The sequence below is a fragment of the Nocardioides sp. Root682 genome (assembly GCF_001427795.1).
Lineage (GTDB): Bacteria > Actinomycetota > Actinomycetes > Propionibacteriales > Nocardioidaceae > Nocardioides.
Genome location: NZ_LMHJ01000003.1, coordinates 712,167 through 737,521 on the forward strand (window position 1 = coordinate 712,167; position 25,355 = coordinate 737,521).

Sequence of the window (25,355 nt, forward strand, 5' to 3'; positions counted from 1 at the left end):
GTGTTTGGCTCGGTGACTGTTGGAGCAGCGGGGCAGGGCGAATCTTGCAACTTTGTGGACAACGATTTGCATTTGTTTGTCGCCGGGGTGGTCGGGCACCCATCACTGCATGAATGAAGCGAATCCCGGGCGCTTTCATCGCGTCGATCCCGTTGTCCTAGACGACGACCCGTTCTGGTCCGTCGTACGACGTCGTCACCCCGAGGTCGACGTCGTCCTCCTTCCTGCTGAGCCGCCTGCTGAGCCGCCTGCCGAGCCGCCGGCGGATGCCCAGGGCGGCAACGCCTCTGCCGACCAGGCGCGGGGGGCTGCCGACGCCGTTCTGGAGGTGTGGCGTGGCCTGCGTCCCCTGCTGGCCGGGGACGGGCCGCTGGCGCCTCCGAGTGTCCGCTGGCGAGCCGGCATGGGACAGAGCTCACTGGTCCTGAGGAAGGCGCTCACCGGGGTCGCGCAGGACGAGGGCACCAACCTCCTGCTGAGCTGCCTGCTCCACCTGGGCGAGCAGGGCTGGGCTCTGCATCCGGGAGCGAGGGACGGCCTCCCGATGCTGCGAGCGACGGATGGACAGGTGGCGGTCGAGGCGGTTGCCGGTCCGGGGGCCACCGTCGTGACGCTCACGAGCGTCCCGTTGCGGGTCTCCGCCGACGTCGCACAGGTCGTCAAGGACGAGGTCCGGGCAGAGGTGGCGTCATGGCAGTGACCATTGACGTCCCGGCGGGCGTCCTGACTGCCGCCAAGGTCGCCTGGGACGACGCTGCCGACGGACTCGACGGTGCATGGCGGCGGCTGGGCAAGGCATCGACGAGCGGCTTCGCGCCGACGGTGGTCTCTGCTGTCGAGGCGTTCCAGACGACCTGGACCGACGAGCTCAAGCGGCGCGCGGAGGCAGCCCAGGACAACAGCGACGCACTCGTCGAGGTGAACGGTGGCTTCGAGTTCGTCGACGTCGCGGCGGCGGAGAAGGCGCGTGCGCTCCTCGGCTGGGTTCACCGCGCCGCACCGATCGGGGAACGCTGATGGTGACCATCGAGCTGCCCGCCCCGGTCGACGCGATCCCCGCGCTGGAGTCCTCCTCGACGAGGGCGGCCACGTTCGCCAACAACCTGCGGGCGGTGACGGTGCAGGTCAAGGACGTCCAGGCGTGGGCCGAGTCCCAAGGTGTCCCCGAAGGTTGGCAGGGCGATGCCCGGGAGGCCGCCGAGCACGGGACGACGCGCTTTGCGCGGAGGGTCGACGTGTCCGAGGCGGCGCTGGAGCGGGCCATCACGGCCACTGACCGGTTCGAGGACCGGCTCGTGACCCTCGGTACCCGCCGATCGGCCTTGGTCACCCGCCGCACCGAGCTGAACGACGACATCGAGACTCTTCGCGCCGAGATCGCGGGCAACGAAGCGGTCCCGGTCAACGTCGATGCCTGGGAGCTGCGGGCAGGTCGGCTCCGCGGGCGGGCCACCGGCCTGATCGACGACATCACGGTGTGGAGCGGGGACGCGGCCGACGCCGAGGACCAGTTCGTGCGGGCGTTGCAGGGTGTCGACGAGATCGCCGAGGGTCGTCGCGCCGCGAGCGATCCCGATCGACCCGATCCCGACCAGCTCGGCCGCGCCTTCGACCGCCGGGTCGGCGATCCGGTGGCGCTGGCCGCGTGGTGGCGCACCCTGTCCCGCGCCCAGAAGCAGGCGCTGATGGCCGAGCGTCCCCACGACGTCGGCAACGCCGACGGGATCCCGGTGAGCGATCGTGACGAGGCGAACCGTGCTGCGGTCTACAGCGACATCGACCGGCTCACCCGTCAGGAGGCGGATGGCGAGCTGACCGACGAGGAGCGCGCCGTCCTGGCGAACGCCGAGGTGATCCGCGAGGAGCTCAATGACCGGCTGGACGACATCGATCCACGCACCGGCGAGCACCTGGTGCACGTGATCGTCTACAAGCCCGGCGAGCACGGCGGCGACGGCGGTGTCGCGATCAGCTTCGGTGACCCCGACCGGGCCGACCACGTGTCGGTCAACGTGCCCGGCCTGACGTCGGAGACGTCGAGCCTGCCCGGCAACCTCGACAGGAGCGGAGACCTGCACGACGCGGCCACCGCCCAGACGAACGGTTCGGTCGCCACCGTCTTCTGGCTCGACTACGACGCTCCCAGTGGCAATCCGTTCGGCAGCTTCGACGACCTGGGCGACTTCGGGTCGGTCATCGGTCCGGGGGCGGCCGACCGCGGTGGTGAACGGTTCTCCGACTTCATCGACGGGCTTCGTGCCTCCGACGAGGGTGAGCGGGCCCATCTGACGGCCATCGGTCACAGCTACGGGTCCACGACCGTGGGCCACGCCCTCCAGGACGGCCTTCCCGTCGACGACGCCATCCTGATCGGCAGTCCGGGCGTCCCCGAGTACACCGCCGCGGAGCTGACCGACGCGGACGTCTGGGTGGGAGCCAAGGACAACGACCCGGTGTCGCTCCTGGGCGCCGAGGACGGTCCGGGGACGCTGGGTGGCGACCCTGCCCAGGAGTCGTTCGGCGGCAGCAGGTTCGAGACAGGGGACGGCTCGTCACGGATCCAGGACGCGCTCGACAACCACACGTCCTACTTCGAGGGCGAGGCACTGGAGAACATGGGAGCCATCGTGGTCGACCAGGACGACAACGTCACCCACGACGAGGAGCGAGAGCGATGGACCGACGAGGGCCACTACCAGACGTTGCCCGAGTACCTCGTGGAGTCATCGGTCAAGGGAGCAGGAGGATCGATCGTGGACGGAGTCGAGTCATGGGGCGAGGGATTCGTGGACTCCTTGTCGAGGGGTTTCGGGCCGGGGAGGTTCCTCTGATGCGGGGCCGGGCTGTCGCGGCCGGCCTGGTGACGGCTGCCTGCCTGTCGGCCTGCAGCGGTGACCCCGAAGCCGAACGGAAGGATGTCGAAGCCGTGGAAGAGCGGGCGCTGGCCGCGGTGGACGGCGTCGTGCACGAGGTCGCCGAGCTGAATCGCCTGGAGTTCCTCAGCGGCACTCACGAGTTCGGCACGTGCGGTGAGAGCTACGCACCCGGCGGTGTCATCCACCGGGTGTCGCTGCACCTCGGACAGGCGGACGAGTCGGCCGAGGCCATGGTCGACGTGGCGGCGGGCGCCCTCGAGGCCGACGGGTGGACGGTCGAGCGCGCGGACAACACCGCGATCATCGAGGGCATCAAGGACGAGAACACCGTCCGGTTCCACTTCGGTCCCGCGGGCACGGAGGTCGAGATCACCTCGTCCTGCGTCGAGACCTCCGACGACCTGGCCGACGAGTACCAGGACCAGGGATCCGCCGACCTGACGTGGAAGTAGTGCGGTGAGGCCGTAGGGTCGGTCGCGATGAGCGACCTGAGCCTGACCGTCCTGGCGCTCCTGGCGCTGGCGGCGTTGACGGCCGGTTTCGTCGACGCTGTCGTCGGTGGCGGCGGTCTCGTGCAGCTGCCCGCGCTGCTGCTCGGGCTGCCGGGCGCGAGTCCGGTGCAGATCCTGGCCACCAACAAGATCGCCTCGGTCTGCGGTACGGCGGCGAGCTCGGCGACGTACTACCGCCGGATCCGCCCGGATCCGAAGACCTTCGGCCCGTTGATGCTGCTGGCACTGGCGGGTGCCTTCACCGGCGCGCTCGCCGCATCGAAGATCCCGCGGGAGGCCTTCGAGCCGATCGTGCTGATGGCCCTGGTCGCCGTCGGCGCCTACGTCGTGCTGCGCCCGAAGATGGGCGAGGAGACCGAGCTCCGGTTCGACGGCCACCGCCACCTGGCCGCGGCGATGGGGGTCGGCTTCGTGATCGGTCTGTACGACGGCATCCTCGGCCCTGGCACGGGCAGCTTCTTCGTCTTCGCCCTCGTCGGCCTGATGGGCTACGACTTCCTGCAGGCATCGGCGAAGGCCAAGCTGGCCAACCTCGCGACCAACCTCGGTGCGCTGTTGCTGTTCATCCCGACGGGGGCAGTGATGTGGGACGTCGGCCTGATGATGGGCGCCTGCAACCTGGTCGGCGGCTACCTCGGAGCGCGCACGGCGGTGTCGCGGGGTGCGAAGTTCGTGCGGGTGTTCTTCATCGTGGTGGTCAGCGCCTTCATCGTCCGGATCGGCGGAGGCGTCCTCGGGATCTGGTGACGCGGCCGGGGCCGGTCAGTCCTTCCGGGGTGCGACGGCCACGAAGCCCGGCAGGAACTCCTCCATCAGTGCGCGGAACGGTGCCTCGGCCCCCAGCTGACTGAGCACGCCCACGCCGCCGAGCCAGGTGCGGTGGATCAGGACGTACGACGGAGGCAGGTTGAGCTTGATCGAGACGGTGTACGCCGGGTCCTTCGGGTTGTTGATCCGCTGGAACTGCTCGCGCATCCACTCCCGGCTGAACCGGAACCGATCGACCAGGGTCGGCTCGACGAACGGTGAGAGGTAGTCCATCAACAGCTGCGGATCGAGGTTGATCCGCTCCTTCAGGAAGCCCTCCTCGCGCAACCCGGCGATCAGGGCATCTCCGTCGCCGGCCGCGCACAGGGAGATCAGCCGACCCATCGGCGCGGGCAGTCCGCGCTGGGGGAGACGGGCGACCGAACCGTAGTCGAGCACGCCCATCCGTCCGGGAGAGCCGTCCTCGTTCGGGATCACGCGGAAGTTCCCCGGGTGCGGGTCGGCGTGCAGGAGGCCGGTGCGCGCAGGTCCGGAGAACAGGAAGCGGGTGAAGATCTCGCCGTAGTGGTCGCGCTCCTCGGGCGTGCCTGCAGAGATGACGGTCGCGAGCGAGCCGGCCGAGTCCAGCCACTCCGTGACCAGCACCCGAGGACCAACCGCCACTAGGTCCGGTACGACGATCTGTGGGTCGCCGTGGAAGGTCGCCGCGAACACCCGCTGCGCCTCGGCCTCGAGCTCGTAGTCGAGCTCCTCGCGCGCCCGCGCCTGGACCTCCTCGACGAGCGGCTTCATGTCCACGCCCGGGATCAGCGGCCCGATCGCACGGGCGGCCCGCGCGAGGGTGCGCAGGTCGGACATCAGGGCCTCGCCGGCGTTGGGGTACTGCACCTTCACGGCGACCCGGCGCTCGGTCCCGTCGGCGTCACGCCACCTGCCCTCGTGGACCTGGCCGATCGAGGCGGCCGCGGTGGGGGCGCCGTCCAGCCAGACCAGTTTCTGCTTCCAGTCCTCGCCGAGGTCCTCGGCGAGGATGTTGCGCACGGTCTGGGTCGGCATCGGGGGAGCGGAGTCCTGCAGCCGGGTCAGGTGCTCGCGGTACGGCGCCGCCATCTCCTCCGGCAGTGCCGCCTCGAGCACCGACAACGCCTGGCCGAACTTCATCGCTCCGCCCTTGAGCTCCCCGAGGGTGCGGAACAGCTGCTCGGCCGTGCGCTGCTGGATGTCGCTCATCACGGCCTCGGCAGATGCCCCGCCCATCCGCTTGCCGAAGCCGATCGCGGACCGGCCCGCGTAGCTCAGCGGCAGGGCCGCCAGACGTGCGGTGCGCGCCGCGGCCTTGCGGGGAAGATCAGCCATGACGCCATTGTCCTGATCGCCGCAAGCGTGGGCGCCCGTGGTCGTGGTCTGGACCAGTGCAGTACCTCTTTTGACATGGTTGACATGTTCGCCGGGTCGCAGAAAGGTGGGGAGGACCTACACCCGCCCAGGGGGCACGCACATGCGACGACTGACTGTTCCTGTTGCCCTGGCCGGCCTCGTCGCCGGGCTCCTGATCTCCGCGCCGCTGGCGTCGACGGCGCTACCTGCTCCTGGAGGGGCGCCGAGACCCGGCACCGACGACCTCGAGGTGTACGTCGTCGAGACCTCCGGCACCGGCATCGACGCACTCCAGGAGATCGGTGTCGACACCGATCACGTCGTCCAGGGCAAGGGCGCCAACGGCACGGTCAAGCTCGAAACGGTCATCACCGGGCGCCAGGCCGCCAAGCTCCGTTCCCAGGGCCTGAAGGTGAACGTCAAGAAGGTGCACGGCAAGCCCGCCTCGGCGGCAGCGCGCGCCGAGCTGGCAGCAGGCTTCAACACCTTCCGGTCCTACAGCGAGCCCGGCGGCATCGCCGATGAGCTCCGTGCAGCGGTCGCCGCAAACCCCAAGATCGCCAAGCTGGTGGTCGTTGGCCACAGCCTCAATGGCCAGCAGATCCTCGGCGTCAAGATCACCAAGGACGCCAGGAAGTCCAGAGACGGCAGCCGCCCGTCGGTGCTCTACGCGGGCGCCCAGCACGCACGCGAGTGGATCACCACCGAGCAGGTCCGCCGGCTGATGCATTACTTCCTCGACGGGTACTCGACCAACAAGCAGTTGAGGTCCGTGGTCGACGGGACCGAGCTGTGGTTCGTTCCCGTGCTGAACCCGGACGGCTACGACTACACGTTCAGCACCAACCGGCTGTGGCGCAAGAACCTCCGTGACAACGATGGCGACCACGTCATCACGGCCGCGGACGGCGTCGATCCGAACAGGAACTACCCGACCAAGTGGGGTTGGGACAACGAGGGCTCCTCGAACGACCCGGCCAGCGAGACCTACCGCGGGACCGGTCCGGCTTCCGAGCCGGAGACCCAGGCGCTCGACGAGCTCTTCGACAGGGTCGACTTCGAATACCTGATCAACTACCACTCCGCGGCCGAGCTGCTGCTCTACGGCATTGGCTGGCAGGTCGGCACTCCGTCGCCGGACGACGTGATCCTCGAGGCGCTCGCGGGCGACGACGCGCACTCCGCCATCGCCGGCTATGACCCGGACCTCTCGGCGGAGCTCTACACGACCAACGGCGAGACCGACGGGCACGCGACCGACACCAGCGGCATCCTCAGCTTCACCCCGGAGATGTCGACCTGTGCGACGGCGTCGAACGCCGTCGCCGACGACGAGTGGTTGCCCGAGGACTGCATCAGCGTGTTCAACTTCCCCGACGACGAGGGCCTGATCCAGGCGGAGTTCACGAAGAACCTGCCGTTCGCACTCTCGCTGGCCAGGTCTGCGAAGGACCCGGACGACCCGGTGTCCTCGATCGGTCGCACGGCCACCGATCTCGTTGCCGATCCGTTCCCGGTGTCCTACGGAACCACGCAGAAGGTGGCTGTCATCGCCAAGCGCGCGTTGACGAACAAGGCCCTGAAGTACTCCGTCAACGGCGGCCCGACCAGGACTGCTCCGGTGACAGCCTGGGCAGGCGGCGAGCGCTACGGCGACACCGGCGACACGTACTACGCGGAGTTCCGCGGCACCGTCACCGGTACCGCGCCGGGCAACTCGGTCAAGGTCTGGTTCACCGGGGTCAAGGGCAAGAAGACGGTGTCCAGCGTGCCGTTCACCTACACGGTGGCCAACGACATCGGGGGTGACGTCCTCATCCTTGCCGCTGAGGACGTGACGGGCCTGAGCCCGGCGCAGGGAGTGACCAATGCCAAGTACGCCGACGCCTACGCCGCCGCGCTGTCCGCAGCCGGCTACAGCTCCGATGTGTATGACGTGGACGTCAACGGCCGAACGGCTCCGCACCACCTGGGCGTCCTCGGTCACTACGACGCGATCGTCTGGGAGTCCGGCGACGACGTCGTCACCCGCGCGGTCGGCCAGGTGGCGGGAACAGCCGATGACCTGGCGCAGCAGCTGGAGATCACCGTGCGCGACTACCTCAACGAGGGCGGCAAGGCGCTCGTCACCGGCCAGTACAACCAGTTCGCCCAGGCGACGAACGGGAGCTTCTGGTTCAACCCGTTCGCACCGCCGGAGTGCACCACGCCCGGGGTCGCTCCCTGCGTCCAGCTGTTCAATGACTTCCAGCAGTACTGGCTCGGCGCCTACAACTACGTCAGCGACGGCGGGACCGACGACGCCGGGAACCCCTTCGCGGTCTCGGGTGCGGCCGCGAGTCCGTTCGACGGCTTCACGGGCACCTTCAACGGCGGCGACTCCGCCGACAACCAGCGCCACACCGGTGGTCTGGTGTCCACGTCCAGTGTCCTGCCTGCGGCAACCTTCCCGCAGTTCGCGAGCTCGGCGCCGCTCGACTGGGACCGTCCCGGCGCTGCGCCCTACGACCCGCACGCCGGCGACTGGTACCTGTTCAGCCAGAACGCCGACCAAGGCTTCAAGCGGCTGGACCGCACGATCGACCTGACCGGTGCCACCTCGGCATCGCTCGAGTTCGCGTTCTCGTTCGACACCGAACGGGACTGGGACTACGTGATGGTCGAGGCCCGTGAGGTCGGGACCGACAACTGGACGACGCTGCCCGATGCGAACGGCCACACCGACACCTACACCGGCGAGTCGTGCCCCGAGGGCTGGGTCGTGATCCACCCGCAGCTCGCGCACTATCAAGGTGCTGACTGCTCGTCGACGGGTTCGACAGGCACTTGGAACGCGGCGAGCGGGAACAGCGGTGGCTGGCAGGACTGGGACATCGATCTGTCGTCCTTCGCCGGGAAGTCGGTCGAGGTCTCGATCAGCTACGTGACCGACTGGGGGACCGAGGGCCTGGGAGCGTTCGTCGATGACGCCAAGGTGGTCGTCGACGGATCCGCCGTGCACGAGACCTCGTTCGAAGGTGGCCTGGACGGCTGGACCGTCCCGGCCGCTCCGGCCGGCTCGCGCCAGACGAACACCTGGCTGCGCACCCAGGAAGCGTTCGACGAGGGCGCGGCGACGGTCACCGACGATTCCGTCTTCACCGGCTTTGGAACCGAGGGCTTGACCACACAGGCGCAGCGCAACGACTTCGTCGCCAAGGTGATGTCGTACCTGCTCGACTAGCGAGGAGCTCTCGACAACACCGGGGTCAGCGCGGGAACGCGATCCCGGTGGAGGCGTGGCAGCGGTAGCCGTGCGGCACCTTGTGCAGGTACTGCTGGTGGTGCGGCTCGGCGTAGTAGTACTCCGCTGCCGGGGCGATCTCGGTGGTGATCGGGTCGAAGCCGCGACCGGCCAGCTCCTCGCCGTACACCTTGGTGAGCTCGCGGGCGGTGGTCTCCTGCTCGGGGCTGGTGAAGTAGATCGCCGAGCGGTACTGGGTGCCGTGGTCGTTGCCCTGCTGCATGCCCTGGGTCGGGTCGTGGACCTCGAAGAACTTCTTCACCAGGTCGGCGTAGGAGACGACATCAGGGTCGAAGACGATCCGGACGGCCTCGGTGTGTCCGGTCCGTCCGCTGCAGACCTCCTCGTACGTCGGGTGCGGGGTGATGCCGCCGGCGTACCCGACCGACGTCGACCAGACCCCGGGGACCTGCCAGTAGATCTCCTCGGCGCCCCAGAAGCAGCCGAGGGCGAAGACGGCGGCCTCGAGGCCGTCGGGGACGTCGCCGTCGGCGGGGCCGGTCACCAGGGGCGTGTGCAGGACCTCGTGGAGAGGGGGGAGCGCGAATGCGGGAGCAGCGCGGCCAGGCAGGGCCTGGGCAGGGTCGACCATCTCGGACTTGCGGCGGGAGAACATGCCTCCATTCTCTCCGGGCAGGCAAGGCTCACACCGGCTTCACGGCAAAGACCTGTGGAAACGCGGTTGCGGCGGGCGGGACCCGGGGAGATCGTGGTATCACGCTGATACCGACGAGGAGTACCATGACGACCATGGCCTTCACCCTGCGCACCGATGCCGAGCTCGAGGCTGCCCTGGCCGAGCTCAGCGAGGCGCGCGGGGTGTCCAAGCAGGAGATCGTCCGCGCTGCGATCCTTGAGATGCAGGCGCGCACGCAGCACCGTTCGAAGGTTGCCGCTGCCTCGGCAGCGTCGCGCGACCGGTGGGGTGACGTGCTCGATCGCCTCGGCTCCGTGTGATGGTCGAGTATCTAGACCTCGAGGATCTGCTCACCCTGACCCAGGACCTTCGCGCCGGACCGGTGCGGGATCCAGGGCTGCTCGAAGCGGCGGTCGCACGCCCTCGGACCTCGGTGTTCGGCGACGATGCCTATCCGTCGCTCTTCGAGAAGGCGGCCGCCCTGTTGCACTCGATCTGCCAGAACCATGCGCTGGTGGATGGCAACAAGCGGCTGGCGTGGCTCGCGGCCGACGTCTTCCTGCGGATCAATGACACGGTCATCGAGATGACCGACGAGGACGCTTTCGCGCTGGTCATGCGGGTGGCTGCCGACCATGTCGAAGTGGCCGACATTGCAGCAGTGCTCGAGAGCGCGCCGCGAAGCTGAGCGATCAGTTGTCGTGGCCGTGCACGGCGCACCACGCGTCGCGCTTCGTCGGGTTGGCGACCAGCACGGCCCTGATGAGCCGAGCCTGGAGGACCGAGTAGAGCTCGATCTCCTGCTCGACGAGCTTGCGCTGCGCAGGGGTCTTCGCGAGCGTGAGGGCCTCGGCGTGCCGCCAGACCATCTCGCGCCAGCCGCGCATGATCAGGCCAGCCGCGGTCTCCTCGACGGTGCCCGCGTCGATGTCGTCGAAGGTCGGGTCGAAGCGGCGTGCCTCCTCGGCGAACACCGGACCGTAGAGGGTGTCGAGACGGTTGTTGTAGCGGTTGTGGTCGGCCTTGTGGCTGCCGTCCGGGCCGGTCAGCCCGACGGTGGCCAGCACGTGCGGGAAGTCGCGGTTGATGTGCGCGTTCATGGCCAGCATGAAGTTGCCCAGCCCGCTCATCGCCCGGTCGTCCTCGGCCTTGAGTGCGATCTGCCAGGCCATCGGGAGGCCGGTGCGCTGGCCGGACTCCCACTTGCTGGTGACGTCGAAGTAGAGCTCGGCGAACACGGCGTCCACGCGGTTGAGCCAGGCCCGGTCGGCGAAGTAGCCGGTCCGGACGGCGTCGCGCACGTTCTCGGTCACCCGCAGGTAGGCCAGCGAGAAGATCGAGGAGTGGGCGCAGCTCGTCGACCGTCGGTCCAGCCGCACCTCCATCCGGTCGACGACGTCGTCGATGCAGGCATCGGCACCGCTGACGCAGACGTTCCCGGTGTACGGCGTCGCGGGGAGCGGCAGTGGCGCGAACAGGCCGATCAGTCCGTCGAACACCGGCAGCACCAGCCCGCGCAGCGGGTCCGGATCGCCCGATCCGCCGGTGTCGTCGGCGGACGCGGCCGGTGTGCCGACCCCGATCCCGCCGATCAGGAGCACGGTGGTGAGCAGGGCGACGAACAAGCGGCGGTGCGCGGTCACAAGAGGTTGAACGAGCGAGACCGGTCGTCGTGACGCTGCTCGCTAGGCTCGGGGGGTGAGCAACCGCGAGCACCTTGACACTGCTGGCTTCGAGACCCGGGCCATCCATGCCGGCTACGAGCCGGACCCCACCACCGGCGCCGTGATCCCGCCGATCTACGCGACGTCGACCTACGCCCAGGACGGCGTCGGCGGGCTGCGCAACGGCTACGAGTACAGCCGCTCGGCCAACCCGACCCGGACCGCCCTGGAGTCGACGCTGGCCGCTCTCGAGGGCGCCGCGCACGGCTACGCCTTCGCGTCGGGCCTGGCCGCCGAGGACACCCTGGTCCGCGCGCTGTGCCGACCGGGCGACCACGTCGTGCTCCCCAACGACGCCTACGGCGGCACCTTCCGGCTCTTCGACAAGATCGCGACCGCGTGGGGCCTGACCCACAGCCCGGCGCCGGTCACCGACCTCGACGCGGTGCGTGCCGCGATCCGGCCCGGCGAGACGAAACTGGTCTGGCTCGAGACCCCCACCAACCCGCTGCTCTCGATCGGCGACATCGAAGCGATCGCCGCCGTCGCCCATGAAGCCGGCGCGAGGCTCGTCGTGGACAACACCTTCGCGTCGTCGTACCTCCAGCAGCCGCTGGCGCTCGGTGCCGACGTCGTCGTCCACTCGACCACCAAGTACGCCGGTGGGCACTCCGACGTCGTCGGCGGTGCGCTCGTCGTCGACGACGCAGAGCTGGCCGAGAAGATCGGCTTCCACCAGAACGCGATCGGGGGAGTGGCCGGTCCGTTCGACGCGTGGCTGGTGCTGCGTGGACTGAAGACCCTGGCGCTGCGGATGGAGCGGCACTGCGACAACGCCGAGAAGATCGCGGCGTACCTCTCGACCCACCCCGCGGTCAGCCAGGTGATCTACCCGGGTCTTCCCGAGCACCCCGGCCACGAGGTCGCGTCGCGCCAGATGAAGCGGTACGGCGGCATGATCTCCTTCCGCGTCAACGGTGGTGAGGAGCAGGCGCTCGCCGTGTGCGCGGCCACGCAGGTGTTCACGCTGGGGGAGTCCCTCGGCGGCGTGGAGTCGCTGATCGAGCACCCCGGCCGGATGACGCACGCGAGCGTCGCGGGCACCGATCTCGAGGTGCCGGCGGACCTGGTCCGGCTCAGCGTCGGGATCGAGACGGCGGACGACCTGCTGGCCGACCTGGACCGAGCACTGGCTGCGGTCGTCTGACCGCCGTCGTCTGACCGGCGACAGGGGACTTGTCAGGGCCCGTGCGTCCATGAGACTTTACAAGTCCGTCGAGACTGTAAAGCAGGTTTCATGACCGTCAGCACCGCGCCCGGCCAGCAGCGGGTCCTCGGCCTGCCCGACCCCGGCGAGAAGGTCCCCGGCCTCGCCGGGCCCACCGCCGCTCTGTACGTCGGCACGCTCGCGCTCTTCGTCGCCGAGGTGTACGGCGTGCTCGCCGGAGGGTGGACCCCCTGGCTGACCATCCCGATGGGCGCCGCGGTCACGTTCCTCATGTTCAGCGTGCTGCACGAGGCGACGCACCACGCGATCAGCACCGACACTCGCCTGAACAACCTGTTCGGGCACCTCTCGCAGCCGTTCGTCGCGACGTACACGACGTTCCCGATGATCAAGTTCATCCACATCGAGCACCACCGCAACACCAACGAGCCCAAGTCGGTGGACCCGGACAGCTGGACCAGCGAGGGCCCGTGGTGGCAGCTGCCGTTCCGGTGGATGTCGATCGACCTCTGGTACCTCGTCTTCTACCTGCGGCGGATCTTCGAGCGGCCGAAGTCCGAGTCCGTGCCCACCGTCCTCGCGTTCGCGACGGTGATGGGCACGTTCGGCTGGCTGTTCACGACGTCGTACGCCGGGGAGCTCGCCACCTTCCTGATCGGACAGCGGATCGGGCTCGGCATCCTCGCCTGGTGGTTCGACTACCTGCCGCACCACGGACTGACCGCGACCCAGCGCGACGACAAGTACCAGGCCACGCGGGTCCGGGTCGGGGGCGAGGCCTGGCTGACCCCGCTGTTCGTCTACCAGAACTACCACCTGATCCATCACCTGCACCCGAGCATCCCGTTCTACCGCTACGTGCGTGCCTGGCGTCGCAACGAGCAGGCCTACCTCGACCGCAACGCGGCCATCTCGACCTGGTTCGGACGCTCGTTGACGCCGAGTGAGTACCGCACCTGGCGGCGCATCACCGAGGACCTGCGTGCCACGCCTGATCGGGCCGGTGCGCAGCGTCCGCTGTTCCACGCCCTGCGGGTGCGCTCGGTCGCACCGCTGACGTCCGAGAGCAGCGTCGTCACCTTCGACGTCCCGGCCGACCTGGCCCACGAGTACCGCTACGTGCAGGGCCAGCACATCACGCTGCGCGCCATCATCGACGGCGAGGAGGTGCGCCGGTCGTACTCGATCACCGCTCCGGTCTCCGAGGGCACCTTGCGCGTCGCCGTCAAGCAGATCGAGGGCGGTCGCTTCTCGACCTACGTCAACAACCAGCTGCAGGCCGGCGACATCCTCGACGTGATGTCACCGACGGGTCGCTTCCACACCGCCCTCGAGCCGGCCGCGAAGCGGACCTACGCGGCGGTGGCCGCGGGTTCGGGGATCACCGCGATCCTGTCCAACATCACCACCACGCTCGAGACCGAGCCGGAGAGCAGCTTCACGCTGGTCTACGGCAACCGCACCTCGGACTCGACGATGTTCTGGGCCGAGTTGCACGAGCTCGGCGATCGGCTGACTGTCCACCACGTGCTCTCCCGCGAACCGGGTGCTGCGCACTCCGGGCGGATCACTGCCGACCTCGTGCGCGAGCTGGTGCCCCAGGACGTCGATGCCTGGTTCCTCTGCGGCCCGCAACAGCTGGTCGAGAGCCTGTCGGCGGCGCTCCCGGGCCGAGTCCTGACGGAGGTCTTCCACACCGAACAGGCCCACGTCGACCTCGCCATCGACGTCGAGAGCCAGGTGACCGTTGCCCTGGACGGCGTGGAGAGCACCTTCGAGCTGCGGTCCTCCGGCGACACGATCCTGGACGCCGCCCTGCAGCAGGGCCTCGAGCCGCCGTACTCCTGCGCCGGTGGCGCGTGCGGCACCTGCCGCGCGAAGGTGCTGCTGGGCAAGGCCGTGATGGACCAGAACCACGCGCTGGACAACGACGAGGTCGCGACCGGCTACGTCCTCACCTGCCAGGCGCACCCGGTCACCGAGGAGCTCAGGCTCGACTACGACGCCTGAGCGTGGCGCCGGGTGTGTGGTGGCGCACTAACCTGTGGCGGTGACCAGCGACGCCCCGACCGAACCCGAGGACGCCACGGAAGCCACGGAAGCCACGGAGCCCGACGCGGGTCCCGAGCCCCCGCTGGGTCCCACGGACGAGGAGCGCGAGGAACGGCTCTTCCGGCGCTTCGCGCACCAGTGGGCCCTCGTCCGCGAGGAACGTCGCGAGGAGCGGCGGGCCGAGGCGCCCGTGTTCGCCACCGGTCCGTCGAACTTCCGGCGGGCCGAGGTGCCGTTCGGGCTCGACCTCGCCGCGGGCTGGGCCTGGCGGCTGCTGATCATCGCCGCGGCGACCTACCTGCTGATGCGTCTGCTCGGCTTCTTCGCCGTCGTCACGATCCCGATCGCGGTGGCGCTGCTGATCAGTGCGCTGGCCGCACCGTTCGTCCGTGCGCTGACCCGGGTCGGTGTCCCGCGCGGCCTCTCGGCGCTGCTGGTCGTGATCACCGGGTTCGCGATCGTGGGTGCCCTGCTCACGTTCGCCGGGCAGCAGGTGGCCTCGGGCGCCAACGACCTCGCCGACTCGACGGTGCAGGGCCTCCAGGAGATCCGGAACTGGCTGCGCGACGGGCCCCTCAATGCCAGCGACTCCCAGATCAACGACTACATCAAGAACGCCCAGGACATGATCCGGGACAGGTCCCAGAACGGCGAGGTGCTCAGCCAGGTCACCGAGGTCGGTGCGGCGCTGGGCCACGTCGTGGCCGGCTTCTTCATCGCGGTGTTCGCGACGTACTTCTTCCTCGCCGACGGCGACCGGATCTGGTCGTGGATGGTGCGCATCGCGCCGCGCGCGGCCCGGGAGCGGGTCGACAGCTCGGGCAAGGTCGCGTGGATCTCGCTGGTCCAGTTCGTGCGGGCGACGGTGCTGGTCGCGCTCGTGGACGCGGCCGGCATCGCCCTGGGAGCAGCCATCCTCAACGTGCCGTTCGTGCTGGCGATCGGTGTGCTGGTGTTCCTCGGTGCGTTCGTCCCGATGATCGGTGCCTCCATCGCGGGCAGCGTCGCGATCCTCGTCGCCCTGGTCGACCAGGGGCCGCTGACCGCACTGCTGATGCTCGCCGTCGTCATCGGCGTCCAGCAGCTGGAGGGCCACATCCTGCAGCCGTTCCTGCTCGGACGCTGGGTCTCGCTGCACCCGCTCGGCGTCATCCTGGCGATTGCCGGTGGCGTCCTGGTTGCGGGGATCGCGGGGGCCCTGGTCGCCGTACCGCTGGCCGCGGCAGCCAATGCCGTCGTGCTGCACCTGGCTGAAATGGCCGAACCGCCCGCCCCCGAGGGGACGGACGGTCCGGAGGAACCCTTGGTCGCCTAGCCGGCAAACGGCTTGGCGTCGAGGATGACGACGGTCTGCGGTCGCCCGTTGACCTCGTAGCTCACCGTCTCGCCCTTGCTGCGGCCGTTGATCGCCTGGCCGAGCGGCGACTGCGGGGAGTAGACGGTCAGGCCGTCGCCCGGGTCGATCTCGCGCGCGCCGAGGAGGAAGGACTCCGCCTCGTCGTCGGCATCGCCCTCGAACTTGTAGGTCACGACCATGCCGGGCTCCACGATGCCGTCGTCCGGCGGCGTCTCGCCGACCTCGGCACGACGGAGCATGTCCTCGAGCTGGAGGATCCGGAGCTCGTTCTTGCCCTGCTCCTCGCGGGCGGCGTGGTAGCCGCCGTTCTCCTTGAGGTCGCCCTCGTCGCGGGCAGCACTGATCTCGGACACGATCTCGGCCCGGCGCGGTCCCTTGAGGTGCGCCAGCTCCGCCTGCAGCTTGTCGAAGGCGTCCTGGGTCAGCCAGATGGTGTTGGCGCCGCCGGTCTGGTCGGTCTGCGTCATGTGAACTCCTGTACTGCTCGTCGTGCATCCGTTCGGATACAGAACGAATGAGTCTACCTGTCGCTGGAACGCTGTTCAGCGATACCGCGGTTGACCTTCGGTCCGGCAGCCGATCCACTCCACCGTCGTCGCGCGTCGGTGCGTCTTGATCGCGATGTCGTACGTCGGCCCGTCGGCCGGGTCGGGCTCGAAGGTGAGCTCGCCGACGACCGCCTTGTCGTGCGAGATCGCGCGCAGGTCGCACTCGGCGTCGACCGGCTCGTCGCCGTACTGGACGCGCACCTCGATGGTGGCGTTGTGGTCGTCGATCACCTGGTGGCCGATCTCCTGGGAGGACACCGCCGGGTCCGCCTGGTAGAGCATCGCCCACAGCAGCCAGCCGAGGAAGGTGAGCGAAACAGCAGCCGCGACGACGATCACCGCCAGCCGTCGTACGCGCGACGGGGCGCCGTACCGACCGGCAAGGGTGTCGAGAGAGCTCACCGGTTCATGGTCCCACGCGGTCTGTTTCTACGATGGGGGGCATGCCCACCACGCACGCGCCCGCGATCGACCGCTCCGGGCTGCGGTTGATGCACGTCCATGCTCACCCCGACGACGAGTCGAGCAAGGGCGCGGCCTCCACGGCGAGGTACGTCGCCGAGGGCGCGTCGGTGCGCGTGGTGACCTGCACCGGCGGTGAGCGTGGGTCGATCCTGAACCCGAAGATGGACCGTCCCGACATCCTCGCGAACATCACCGAGGTCCGTCGCCAGGAGATGGAGCGGGCCCGCGACATCCTCGGCGTCAGCCAGACCTGGCTGGGGTTCGTGGACTCCGGCTGGCCCGACGGTGACCCCAAGCCGCCGCTTCCCGACGGCTGCTTCGGTCTGGTCCCGCTCGAGGAGGCGACCGAGCGCCTCGTGCGGCACGTCCGCGAGTTCCGTCCCCATGTCATCACGACGTACGACGAGCGCGGTGGCTACCCGCACCCCGACCACATCCGTTGCCACGAGGTGGGCGTCGCTGCCTTCGAGGCCGCGGGCGACCCGGACCGGTTCCCCGACGCGGGGGAGCCCTGGCAGCCGCTGAAGCTGTACTACCACCACTCGTTCAACCGGCCGCGGATGCAGGCGCTGCACGACGCGATGGTCGAGCACGACCTGGAGTCGCCGTGGGCGGAGCGCCTGGCGGAGTGGAAGCGCGAGCCGGACTGGGACGCGCGGATCACCACCCGGGTGCCGTGCGGCGACTACTTCGGAGTCCGCGACCAGGCACTGCTCGCGCACGCCACCCAGATCGATCCGGACGGCTTCTGGTTCGCGATCCCGCGCGAGCTGCAGGAGAAGGTGTGGCCCACCGAGGACTTCGAGCTGGTGGCCAGCCACGTCACCTCCGAGCTGCCCGAGGACGACCTGTTCGCGGGCATCGCTGCGCCGGCACCGGTCGACGCCTGAGAGACTGACGTCATGCACGCGCTCGCTGTCTCCCTCGTCTCCCTCGTGATCAGCGCCGAGCCGAAGGCGCCTGACGACAACGACGTGGTCGCGGGGTGGATGGGCTTCACCGTCTTCATGTTCCTGATCCTCGCCGTGGCGGTCATCGGCTGGTTCCTCACGCGCAGCCTGCGCAAGGCGGGCAAGGCCAAGGACCAGGGCGTCTACGGCGACGTGCCGGCTGCGGACGACAACGAGGCTGCGCCCAACGGGCAGGGCTCCTGATGGTTGGCGCCGACCAGCTCCTCGGCTTCGGCCTGGCGCTCACCGGCCGCCACAGCTGACGCAGGCGCTCGTCAGGGCTGCAGGTAGCCCATCACGAGGGCCACCATCTCCTCGAGCAGCTGCTCGCGGCCCAGGGCGCTCGGCTGGTCGAGCACCCAGCGCGTGGCCAGCGCCTCGAGGCTGATCACCAGCACCCAGGCCGTGATCGCGGGGGACGGTCGGCGACTCGTCTCCGGTCGGGCAGCGAAGTAGATCGACGCCAGGTCGCTCACCCGCTTCTCGAGGACGGTGCGGCGGGCCTTGTTGCGGGCCAGCGGCAGCTCCTCGGCCATCACCCGCAACAGCGCAGGGTCGACCTCGAGCGCGGCCACGAGGGCGTCGGCGGTGTCGCGTACGGCGTCCACGCCGACGCTGCCGATCCGGTCGGTCAATGAGGCCGCCACGCTCTCGGCCACCTGCTCCCAGTAGCGGTCGATGACCACGTCGAGGACCGCGGCCTTGTCCGGGAAGTACTGGTAGAGCGACCCGGGGCTGATCCCCGCAGCAGTCGCGACGCGATTGGTGCTGAAGGCGTCGTACCCGTCCTTGACGAGCACGCCTCGCCCTGCGGTGATGATCCGCTCGACCATCTCGCGGGACCGGGCCTGCTGGGGAGCCTTGCGCACGCGCTGAGCGTAGTGCGGTTGCGACTTGAATGCGAGTAATTGCTCGCGTCATCATGGAGCATGAGCACAGAGGCTGCCGTCACCCCCGAGATGCCGTTGTCGTCCGCGCCCCCGTCCCGCTTCATGGCGGGGGGCGAGCGCAACCGCCGCCTGGGCCGCCCGCTGAAGCTGGTCGGTCGCGTGAAGGATGTCGATGACGACCTCCTGGCACGGATCGGCGAGGCGATGACGGAGCGCGACGAGCCGGGCGCACGGCTCGCGGACGCGATCCGATTGCGAGCAGGTGCCCCCGGACGGGTCACCATGGACCAGGTCCGCAACGCCCTCGCGTACGGCGTCGGGTCGGTGCCGGACGCACCGCCGGCCCTGGTCGAGTTCTTCTCCATGGTCGAGGCCGACCCGGACTGGCTGGACCGCGAGCTGGTCGAGGAGGGTGCGCGGGTCTTCCGTCGGCTCGGGCAGAACGCGCAGGACGTCCTGCTGCAGCTCTCCCTGGTCGGTGGCTACCGCTTCGGTGGGCCGACGGACCTGCTCGTCGCGACCGGCGCCCTGACGGGTGGGGCAACGCTGCGACGGCTGGCCGAGACCCAGAAGTGGGGTGCCGCCCTGACCGAGCCGGGCGCGCTGGAGGCGCCGCGCCCCGGAGTGCCGGCAGGCGAGGGTTGGCGGCTGACCCTGCACGTCCGGGTCATGCACGCGATGGTGAACCACGCCTTCGAGCCGCAGTGGGACTCAGCGACCTGGGGACTCCCGATCAACCAGGCCGACCAGGCCTCGACGCTCGGGCTGTTCGACGGCGTCCTGCTCATCGGCTCGCGCGCCCTGGGTGTGCCGATCGACAAGCACGAGTCGCGCGCCGTCATGCACCTGTGGAAGTACGTCGGCTGGCTGATCGGTGTCGCCGACGACTTCCTCGTCGACGACGAATGGGCGCGCCACCGGCTCGACTACCACGTGCTCCTCGCCCAGGGGCCGATCTCCGACGCGGGGCCGAAGCTCGCGCAGGCGGTCGTCGCTGCCCAGGCCGAGCGCACCTTCCCGGGCGTCCCGGCGGCGCTGCAAGGTCCGCGCCGCCTCTTCGAGCGTGAGCGACTGCTGTCGATGCTGACCGTGTTCCTCGGGCCCGAGAGCATGCGCGAGCTCGGACTGCCGATGCGCCCACCGTGGGCCCACACCTACCTCGTCGGCCTCAACACCGTGCGGTACCGCGTCATCGGTCGACTGCCCGGTGGCAAGGACTGGCTGACGCGGTGGGGCGGGCGTCGTACCCAGTGGGTGCTGGACAGCTACTTCGAGGGCAAGCCCGAGGACGTCGGCAAGATCAAGGTGTGAGACCGGTTCAGTCGAGCCCCAAGTCCTTGAGGGTGGTGGGGAGCGCCTTGCCCTCGCCAAGCTCCCAGCTGCTCCAGTAGAGGAATCCGCACGGGCTCTCGGTGAGGCGGACGACGTCGCCATGGTCGGTGGCGGCCAGGAGGGTGGAGGACGGATCCTCGAGCTCGGTACAGGTGTTCTCGCCGAAGTCGTTGAGGTCCTCGGCCACATCCCCCGGGTTCTGCCAGGCCGCCTCCAGTGCGGCCAGTTGGTCGTCGTCGAGTCGCGTGGCTTCCCGCGCTGAACCGTCGTCGGTGCGGGGTGGGCAGATCACGGCGGCGACGAGGTGCTCTCGGCCTGGTCGGGCTGGGCTGCTCGTGTCCACCTGGTCACAACCGAGGGGGCCGGTGTAGTCGCGGTGGTAGTCGAGCTCGTCGCGTTGCCGATCGAGTGCTGACAGGAACGCCCTTGCGAGATCGCCGCCGTCGACTGCGTTGCCTTCGACCTGGATCGTTCCGCAAAGGATGGTGGGGACGATGGTGGAGTGGTTGCCCATCGTGAACAACAGGGACTGGCGGGAGTTGAGGACCGAGATCGTGGCGCAACGCCCAGGGTCGGGCTCGGGCGACGCTGCCAGCGCTGCGCGGAGTCCCTCGAGATCCTCGACGAGAGCATCCATGCCGGCGAGGACGCTGCGTTGGTCCGCGGCCGACATGGGCGAGGCCATCGCACGGCCGAGATCCGGGCACAGGCGCACGCTGGTGAGGCCATCGAGGTTGCCGGTCGTCTGGTTCGCGTCGTTGAGTTCGGGGAGCGTGGCCGGGCAGGCCGGGGCGTCGTACGGCGCCGTCGTGCCGGAGTCGTCGGCTGCGCGGCCCCTGTCGGGGCCCTGGGTGGAGACGACCGCAACCGTGCCGATGACCGCGACCGTCGCGGCGGCCGCGCCCAGACCGATCAGTCGGCTGCGGTGGCGGGCGCTACGGGCGGCTGTGCTGACCGTCTGCGGGTCGAGGGTCGATGCGTCGTCGGGGACCGCGGCCTGCAACAGGCTGCGCAGTCGGGTCTCGTCAGTCATGGGTCTCCTCCAGGAGTCCGGATGTGCGGAGGGCGCGTAGTGCGCGCGAGGTCTGGCTCTTCACCGTGCCGGCGCTGATCGCGAGCGTCGCGGCCGTCTGCGCCTCGGTGAGGTCGTCGAAGAACCGGAGCACGACGACCGCCCGCTGGCCGCGCGGAAGGCCGGCGAGTGCCGCCAGCACGTCCTGGCGGACCCCTGCGTCGTGTCCGTCGGCCAGGCCGTTCGCAGGCCGGTCCGGCAGCGTGCCGGTGGGCACCTCGCCGTTCCAGCGGCGCCGCCACCAGTCGGTGTAGGTCGTGAGCATCGTCCGTCGTACGTAGGCGTCGACGGCGCCGCCGTCGGCGATGCTGTCCCAGCGGCGCCAGCACTTCATCAGGGCGGTCTGGACGAGGTCCTCGGCCTTGTGTCGGTCACCGGTGAGCAGCCACGCACTGCGCCACAACGCCTGGCTGCGTGCGGCGACGTACTCCTCGAACGTCGGCACACCGCCGGTCTCCTCGTTGACGAGCACGGGCACAGCCTCGCGCATCTCACCACCTCCACACCTCAGGACGGGCTGGGTGCGGAGGATGGTTGTCGTCAACCGCGGGTGACCTCCAGGCCCAGCCAGTCGGCGAGTGCCTGCACCTCGGCCTCGACCGCGTCACCGACGGCCGGGTCCCACGGGAAGTCCTCGTGGATCGCGTGGACCCGCAGCAGTCCGGCCTTGCGGTCGGCCTTCGCGTCGAGCTTCCCGACCAGCCGGTCGTCGTACAGGATCGGGAGGGCGAAGTAGCCCCACCGCCGCTTCGCCGCTGGCTTGTACATCTCCAGGACGTACTCGAAGTCGAACAGGTCGCGCGCCCGGTCGCGGTCGTACACGAGGCGGTCGAACGGCGACAGCAGCGCGCACCGGCCCTCGAACGGCCCCTCGGACGCCGCGAGCGCGTCGGTGTCGATGCGCCAGGTGCCTGCGACGCCGTCGACCTCGGCCTCCTCGCCGATGTCGCCCACCTCGACGATCTCGGAGAACTGGGCGGCCGGCCTGGCCCGGGCGATCCCGAGCGAGGCCAGTCGCCGGCTGGCGATCTCGGCGCGTGCGTCGTCGTACGAGGGGAGGGTGAGGTCGGCGGGGTGGACCCGCTCGGCAAGGTCGAAGCAGCGGAGCCGGCCGCGCCGGCCACTGATCGCCAGCTCGCCGAACATCATCAGGAACTCGAGCATGAGCACGACGTTCTTGTCGTGGGTCCAGCCCGTCGACTGCCAGGGTTCGACGGCGGTGTCGGGCACGTCGCCGGCGACCACGGGCCCGGTGTCCCGCACCCGCGCGAGGACGTCGGCCCGGAAGGCCGCGTTCGCCGCCATCCACTCGAGAGCCCGGTCGTGGCGGCCCCAGTGCCGGACCGTGGCCAGGTCGAGGACGACGTCGTCCATCACCCGGACGTACGAACCGTGCTCGATCAGCGAGCGCTCCTCCTCGAGCGCGAAGCGCAGGTCCGAGGGCGAGTAGCCGGCGCCGAGCCGTGACCAGGCAACCAGGTCGACGTTCGGCGCGATCGCGGCGGTCGGGTCGACCTGCAGCAGCGTGAGGTGGTCGACCGTCGCCACCAGTGACTCCGGCCGCCACGCGTCCAGCAGCTGTGCCCGGACGGCGATCCGCCGGGCCTGCTGTCGATCGAGCCGAATCACGACGACCTCACAGACGGGACAGCGCGGCCTTCAACGGGTCCAGCCCGAGGGAGCCGAGGTCGAGCGCGGCGGTGTGGAACGCCTTGAGGTCGAACGCCGAGCCGTGGCGAGCCTGTGCGTCGGCGCGGGCGTCGAGCCAGATCCGTTCCCCGACCTTGTACGACGGCGCCTGGCCCGGCCAGCCGAGGTACCGGTTGACCTCGAACTTCAGCGAGCCGTCATCCATCCGCGAGTGCGCGCGCATGAACTCGAGGACCCTGTCGGCGTCCCAGACCTCGCCGGGTCGCCAGCCGAACGGGTTGTCGGCCGGGATCGTCAGCCCGAGGTGCACGCCGATGTCGACGATGACCCGCGCGGCGCGGAAGCCCTGCATGTCGAGGAAGCCGAGCCGGTCGCCCGGATCGGCGAAGTAGCCCAGCTCGTCCATCAGCCGTTCGGCGTACAACGCCCAGCCCTCGCCGTGGCCGCTCACCCAGCACAGCAACCGCTGCCAGCGGTTGAGCAGCTCGGCCTGGTGGACGACCTGCGCGCACTGCAGGTGGTGGCCGGGCACTCCCTCGTGGAAGACGGTGGTCGTCTCGCGCCACGTGGAGTACCGCTTGTGGTCGTCGGTGAAGGAGAACCACATGGTGCCGGGGCGGGAGAAGTCCTCGGTGGGCGGGGAGTACCAGGCGCCACCGTCGTTGGTGGGCGCGACCTTGCAGGCCAGGGTGCGGATCGGCTCGGCGATGTCGAAGTGCACGCCGTCGAAGTCGGCGAGGATCGCGTCGGACTTCGTCTGCATCCATTCCTGGAAGGCTTCGCGGCTGCCGCAGTCGCGGGCCGGGTCGGCGTCGAGCGCGGCCACGGCGTCGGCGACCGAACCACCGGTGACGATCCGCTGGGCGGTCGAGGCCATGTCGTCCTCGATCCGCTTGAGCTCCTCCCAGCCCCAGGCGTAGGTCTCCTCGAGGTCGACGGTGGCGCCGAGGAAGTAGCGGGACGCGAGAGAGTAGGCCTCGCGGCCGACGCCGTCGGTCTCGCGGCCCCGGGGCTGCAGGTCCGTCTCGATGAACCGGCCGAACTCGGCGTACGACGCCGATGCCGCTTCGGCGGCCCGGGTCAATGCCGGCTTGAGCGCGTCAGGCGCCGCGCTGACGGCCTTCTGGAAGTAGTCGCCGGCGGCACCTTCCTGCCCGGTCCAGCCGCGCACCTGGCTGGCCACCTCGACGTACTGGCGCCGAGCGGAGACGCGTCCGGCCTTCGCCTCCTCCAGGAGCGTGGTGCGGTAGCCGTCCAGGGCAGCGGGGACCGCGTTCAACCGCTGCCCGATCGCGTCCCACTCGTCGTCGGTCCCGGTCGGCATCAGGTCGAAGATCCCGCGGACCTCGTGGAGGGCGCTGCTGATCACCGAGAGCTCGCTGCGGTCCACGCGGGCGTCCGCGCGTTCAACGGTCAGTCCGACGCGCTCGAGGAAGGCGTCCTTGGCGACCTGCTCACGGGCGTCGCTGGCCTCGATCGCGGCGACGTCGGCGAAGGCGCGGCGGTACAGCTCCTCGCTGGCCGCGAAGCCGTCGGGGGAGTAGTCCGGCAGCTCGTGCTCGTGGCCGGGGATCCCGGCGTACGTCGCGGTGAGGGGGTCGAGTGCGGCCACGTCCTCGACGAACTGGTCGGTGCGGGCGTCCACGAGTCGCGTCATGGGCGCGAGCCTAGGGCGCGCTGCCGACAAGGGCACGGGCATATCGGTCCGCCAGTACCCGCAGGTGGTCCACGAGGGCCGGCGGCGACTCGACGGTGAAGTCCAGACCGAGCATGCCGATCCACACGGCGACGATCTCCAGGCTGTCACCGCCTGTGACGAGCACGCTGCGGCCATCGGGCCGGGCCTCGACCACGCCGACCGCCGGATTGATCCGGGCCAGGACGTCGTCGGCGGGAGCGTCGATGACCAACCGGGCGTGCACGGCCCACCCCGTGCGCGCGACCTCGCGCACCACGAGCTCGGTCAGGTCGCCCGGCAGGGGAGCGGGGCTGAAGCTGCGCCCGCCGGGGAGCCGGAGGGTCAGCCAGTCCACCCGGTACGGCGACCATCCGCCCGTCGACGGATCGCGGCCCACGACGAACCACCGTCGCTGCCACGCCACCAACTTGTAGGGCTCGAACTCGATCCGTTCGTCCTCGTCGTCACGCCGGTGGAACACCCGTAGCCCGCGGTGGTCGCGGATCGCGGCGGCGATCTCGGTGAGCACACCGGGGTCAACCTCGGGATCCTCGACGTTGGAGTCGGTGTTGACCGGGCCCGCATCGGTGGCGTCGCGCAGGCTGGCGAGCTGGCGGCGGAGCCGGTCGGGCAGGACGTGCTCCAGCTTGGTCAGGGCGCGCTGTCCGCTCTCCTCGAAACCGGCCACACCGGTCACGGTGCGCAGCCCGACCGCCACGGCGACGGCCTCCTCGTCGTCGAGCAGCAACGGCGGCAGCTTCGCGCCGATCCCCAGTTGGTAGTGCCCGGCGCGGCCACGGGTCGCGTCCACCGGGTAGCCCAGCTCGCGCAGCCGGGCGACGTCGTTGCGCACCGTCCGGTCGGTGACGCCGAGCCGCTTCGCGAGCTCCGGGGCGGTCCATTCGACGCGTGACTGGAGCAGGCCGAGGAGCTCGAGGACCCGTCCGGAAGTTTTCTTCACGAGGTCGATTAAACAGGAACGAACTGTTCCTGTATGCCTCATAACGTCGTCTTCA

General features: G+C 69.7%; 25 protein-coding genes. 14 read left to right on the forward strand and 11 right to left on the reverse strand.

All coding sequences use genetic code 11. The features are described 5' to 3' along the window. Positions 1-109: 109 nt before the first annotated feature. From ASD84_RS18705 to ASD84_RS18725, 5 genes are read left to right on the forward strand one after another with little or no spacing between them, the layout of a single operon-like run. Positions 110-700 carry a hypothetical protein gene (locus tag ASD84_RS18705; RefSeq protein ID WP_056713613.1) on the forward strand — a complete coding sequence of 197 codons (591 nt, stop codon included), beginning with the start codon at positions 110-112 and terminating at the stop codon, positions 698-700. Further along, positions 691-1,017 carry a hypothetical protein gene (locus tag ASD84_RS25355; RefSeq protein WP_162251563.1) on the forward strand — a complete coding sequence of 109 codons (327 nt, stop codon included), beginning with the start codon at positions 691-693 and terminating at the stop codon, positions 1,015-1,017. The genes ASD84_RS18705 and ASD84_RS25355 overlap by 10 nt, the downstream gene beginning before the upstream one ends. Beyond that, positions 1,017-2,831 carry an alpha/beta hydrolase gene (locus ASD84_RS18715; RefSeq protein WP_056713617.1) on the forward strand — a complete coding sequence of 605 codons (1,815 nt, stop codon included), beginning with the start codon at positions 1,017-1,019 and terminating at the stop codon, positions 2,829-2,831. The genes ASD84_RS25355 and ASD84_RS18715 overlap by 1 nt, the downstream gene beginning before the upstream one ends. Continuing rightward, on the forward strand, positions 2,831-3,328 hold the full coding sequence (locus tag ASD84_RS18720; protein WP_056713619.1) for a hypothetical protein: 498 nt from the start codon (positions 2,831-2,833) through the stop codon (positions 3,326-3,328). The genes ASD84_RS18715 and ASD84_RS18720 overlap by 1 nt, the downstream gene beginning before the upstream one ends. Positions 3,329-3,355: 27 nt before the next feature. Next, positions 3,356-4,135: a TSUP family transporter gene (locus ASD84_RS18725; protein ID WP_056713622.1), complete on the forward strand. Its 780-nt coding sequence runs from the start codon at positions 3,356-3,358 to the stop codon at positions 4,133-4,135. A 15-nt stretch (positions 4,136-4,150) separates the two neighbouring features. Here the strand turns inward: ASD84_RS18725 and ASD84_RS18730 are convergent, their stop codons facing one another. Beyond that, positions 4,151-5,512 (reverse strand): ABC1 kinase family protein, encoded by a 1,362-nt coding sequence (locus ASD84_RS18730; protein WP_056713624.1) that lies wholly within the window; start codon positions 5,510-5,512, stop codon positions 4,151-4,153. A gap of 142 nt (positions 5,513-5,654) precedes the next feature. Between ASD84_RS18730 and ASD84_RS18735 the strand changes: the two genes are divergently transcribed. After that, complete coding sequence (locus ASD84_RS18735) at positions 5,655-8,756, forward strand: M14 family metallopeptidase (RefSeq protein WP_056713626.1); 3,102 nt, start codon at positions 5,655-5,657, stop codon at positions 8,754-8,756. 25 nt (positions 8,757-8,781) lie between these two features. Here ASD84_RS18735 and msrA read toward each other — a convergent pair whose 3' ends face one another. Beyond that, positions 8,782-9,432, reverse strand: coding sequence for a peptide-methionine (S)-S-oxide reductase MsrA (gene msrA, locus ASD84_RS18740; RefSeq protein WP_056713628.1), 651 nt, complete (start codon positions 9,430-9,432; stop codon positions 8,782-8,784). Positions 9,433-9,557: 125 nt separating this feature from the next. Here msrA and ASD84_RS18745 point away from each other — a divergent pair, with 125 nt between their 5' ends. Together ASD84_RS18745 and ASD84_RS18750 are read left to right on the forward strand one after the other, a co-directional pair. Beyond that, a complete protein-coding gene (locus ASD84_RS18745; RefSeq protein ID WP_200954637.1) occupies positions 9,558-9,773 on the forward strand; it encodes a ribbon-helix-helix protein, CopG family in 216 nt (71 codons plus the stop codon). Next, on the forward strand, positions 9,773-10,141 hold the full coding sequence (locus ASD84_RS18750) for a type II toxin-antitoxin system death-on-curing family toxin (protein ID WP_056713632.1): 369 nt from the start codon (positions 9,773-9,775) through the stop codon (positions 10,139-10,141). Before ASD84_RS18745 ends, ASD84_RS18750 begins: the two co-directional genes overlap by 1 nt. 4 nt (positions 10,142-10,145) lie before the next feature. Here the strand turns inward: ASD84_RS18750 and ASD84_RS18755 are convergent, their stop codons facing one another. After that, a complete protein-coding gene (locus ASD84_RS18755) occupies positions 10,146-11,096 on the reverse strand; it encodes a DUF5995 family protein (protein ID WP_056713635.1) in 951 nt (316 codons plus the stop codon). A 55-nt stretch (positions 11,097-11,151) separates the two neighbouring features. Here ASD84_RS18755 and ASD84_RS18760 point away from each other — a divergent pair, with 55 nt between their 5' ends. From ASD84_RS18760 to ASD84_RS18770, 3 genes are all read left to right on the forward strand, one after another. Continuing rightward, positions 11,152-12,324 (forward strand): cystathionine gamma-synthase, encoded by a 1,173-nt coding sequence (locus ASD84_RS18760; RefSeq protein WP_056713639.1) that lies wholly within the window; start codon positions 11,152-11,154, stop codon positions 12,322-12,324. 90 nt (positions 12,325-12,414) lie between these two features. Beyond that, entirely contained in the window at positions 12,415-14,355 is a 1,941-nt protein-coding gene (locus ASD84_RS18765) for a fatty acid desaturase (protein WP_056713642.1), read from the forward strand. A 40-nt stretch (positions 14,356-14,395) separates the two neighbouring features. Then, complete coding sequence (locus ASD84_RS18770; RefSeq protein WP_235531175.1) at positions 14,396-15,712, forward strand: AI-2E family transporter; 1,317 nt, start codon at positions 14,396-14,398, stop codon at positions 15,710-15,712. Here ASD84_RS18770 and greA read toward each other — a convergent pair. Then, entirely contained in the window at positions 15,709-16,221 is a 513-nt protein-coding gene (gene greA / locus ASD84_RS18775; RefSeq protein ID WP_056713646.1) for a transcription elongation factor GreA, read from the reverse strand. The two genes, ASD84_RS18770 and greA, sit on opposite strands and share 4 nt — an antisense overlap. A 75-nt stretch (positions 16,222-16,296) precedes the next feature. Further along, positions 16,297-16,704 carry a DUF4307 domain-containing protein gene (locus ASD84_RS18780; protein WP_056713649.1) on the reverse strand — a complete coding sequence of 136 codons (408 nt, stop codon included), beginning with the start codon at positions 16,702-16,704 and terminating at the stop codon, positions 16,297-16,299. Positions 16,705-16,745: 41 nt separating this feature from the next. Here ASD84_RS18780 and mca point away from each other — a divergent pair, with 41 nt between their 5' ends. Together mca and ASD84_RS18790 are read left to right on the forward strand one after the other, a co-directional pair. Further along, positions 16,746-17,657, forward strand: coding sequence for a mycothiol conjugate amidase Mca (gene mca / locus ASD84_RS18785; protein ID WP_056713651.1), 912 nt, complete (start codon positions 16,746-16,748; stop codon positions 17,655-17,657). Between the two features lie 12 nt (positions 17,658-17,669). Then, a complete protein-coding gene (locus tag ASD84_RS18790; RefSeq protein WP_056713654.1) occupies positions 17,670-17,921 on the forward strand; it encodes a hypothetical protein in 252 nt (83 codons plus the stop codon). A 71-nt stretch (positions 17,922-17,992) separates the two neighbouring features. Here ASD84_RS18790 and ASD84_RS18795 read toward each other — a convergent pair whose 3' ends face one another. Further along, the gene (locus ASD84_RS18795; protein ID WP_200954638.1) at positions 17,993-18,586 is read right to left on the reverse strand and encodes a TetR/AcrR family transcriptional regulator; all 594 of its coding nucleotides are present in this window, start codon (positions 18,584-18,586) and stop codon (positions 17,993-17,995) included. A 60-nt stretch (positions 18,587-18,646) separates the two neighbouring features. Between ASD84_RS18795 and ASD84_RS18800 the strand changes: the two genes are divergently transcribed. Further along, complete coding sequence (locus ASD84_RS18800; protein WP_056713658.1) at positions 18,647-19,918, forward strand: oxygenase MpaB family protein; 1,272 nt, start codon at positions 18,647-18,649, stop codon at positions 19,916-19,918. Between the two features lie 7 nt (positions 19,919-19,925). On the opposite strand, the gene ASD84_RS18805 is transcribed toward ASD84_RS18800, so the two are convergent. Genes ASD84_RS18805 through ASD84_RS18825 form a run of 5 tightly spaced genes read right to left on the reverse strand, consistent with a single transcriptional unit; the run spans position 19,926 to position 25,300 of the window. Continuing rightward, positions 19,926-20,972 carry a hypothetical protein gene (locus ASD84_RS18805; RefSeq protein ID WP_056713661.1) on the reverse strand — a complete coding sequence of 349 codons (1,047 nt, stop codon included), beginning with the start codon at positions 20,970-20,972 and terminating at the stop codon, positions 19,926-19,928. Next, positions 20,965-21,501 (reverse strand): SigE family RNA polymerase sigma factor, encoded by a 537-nt coding sequence (locus ASD84_RS18810; protein ID WP_056713664.1) that lies wholly within the window; start codon positions 21,499-21,501, stop codon positions 20,965-20,967. The genes ASD84_RS18805 and ASD84_RS18810 overlap by 8 nt, the downstream gene beginning before the upstream one ends. 50 nt (positions 21,502-21,551) lie before the next feature. Further along, positions 21,552-22,640, reverse strand: a complete 1,089-nt coding sequence (locus ASD84_RS18815) for a DNA glycosylase AlkZ-like family protein (RefSeq protein WP_056713667.1) — start codon at positions 22,638-22,640, stop codon at positions 21,552-21,554. Between the two features lie 7 nt (positions 22,641-22,647). Beyond that, on the reverse strand, positions 22,648-24,318 hold the full coding sequence (locus ASD84_RS18820) for a DUF885 domain-containing protein (protein ID WP_056713669.1): 1,671 nt from the start codon (positions 24,316-24,318) through the stop codon (positions 22,648-22,650). Positions 24,319-24,328: 10 nt separating this feature from the next. Then, positions 24,329-25,300 carry a helix-turn-helix transcriptional regulator gene (locus tag ASD84_RS18825; protein WP_082573823.1) on the reverse strand — a complete coding sequence of 324 codons (972 nt, stop codon included), beginning with the start codon at positions 25,298-25,300 and terminating at the stop codon, positions 24,329-24,331. Positions 25,301-25,355: the final 55 nt, after the last annotated feature.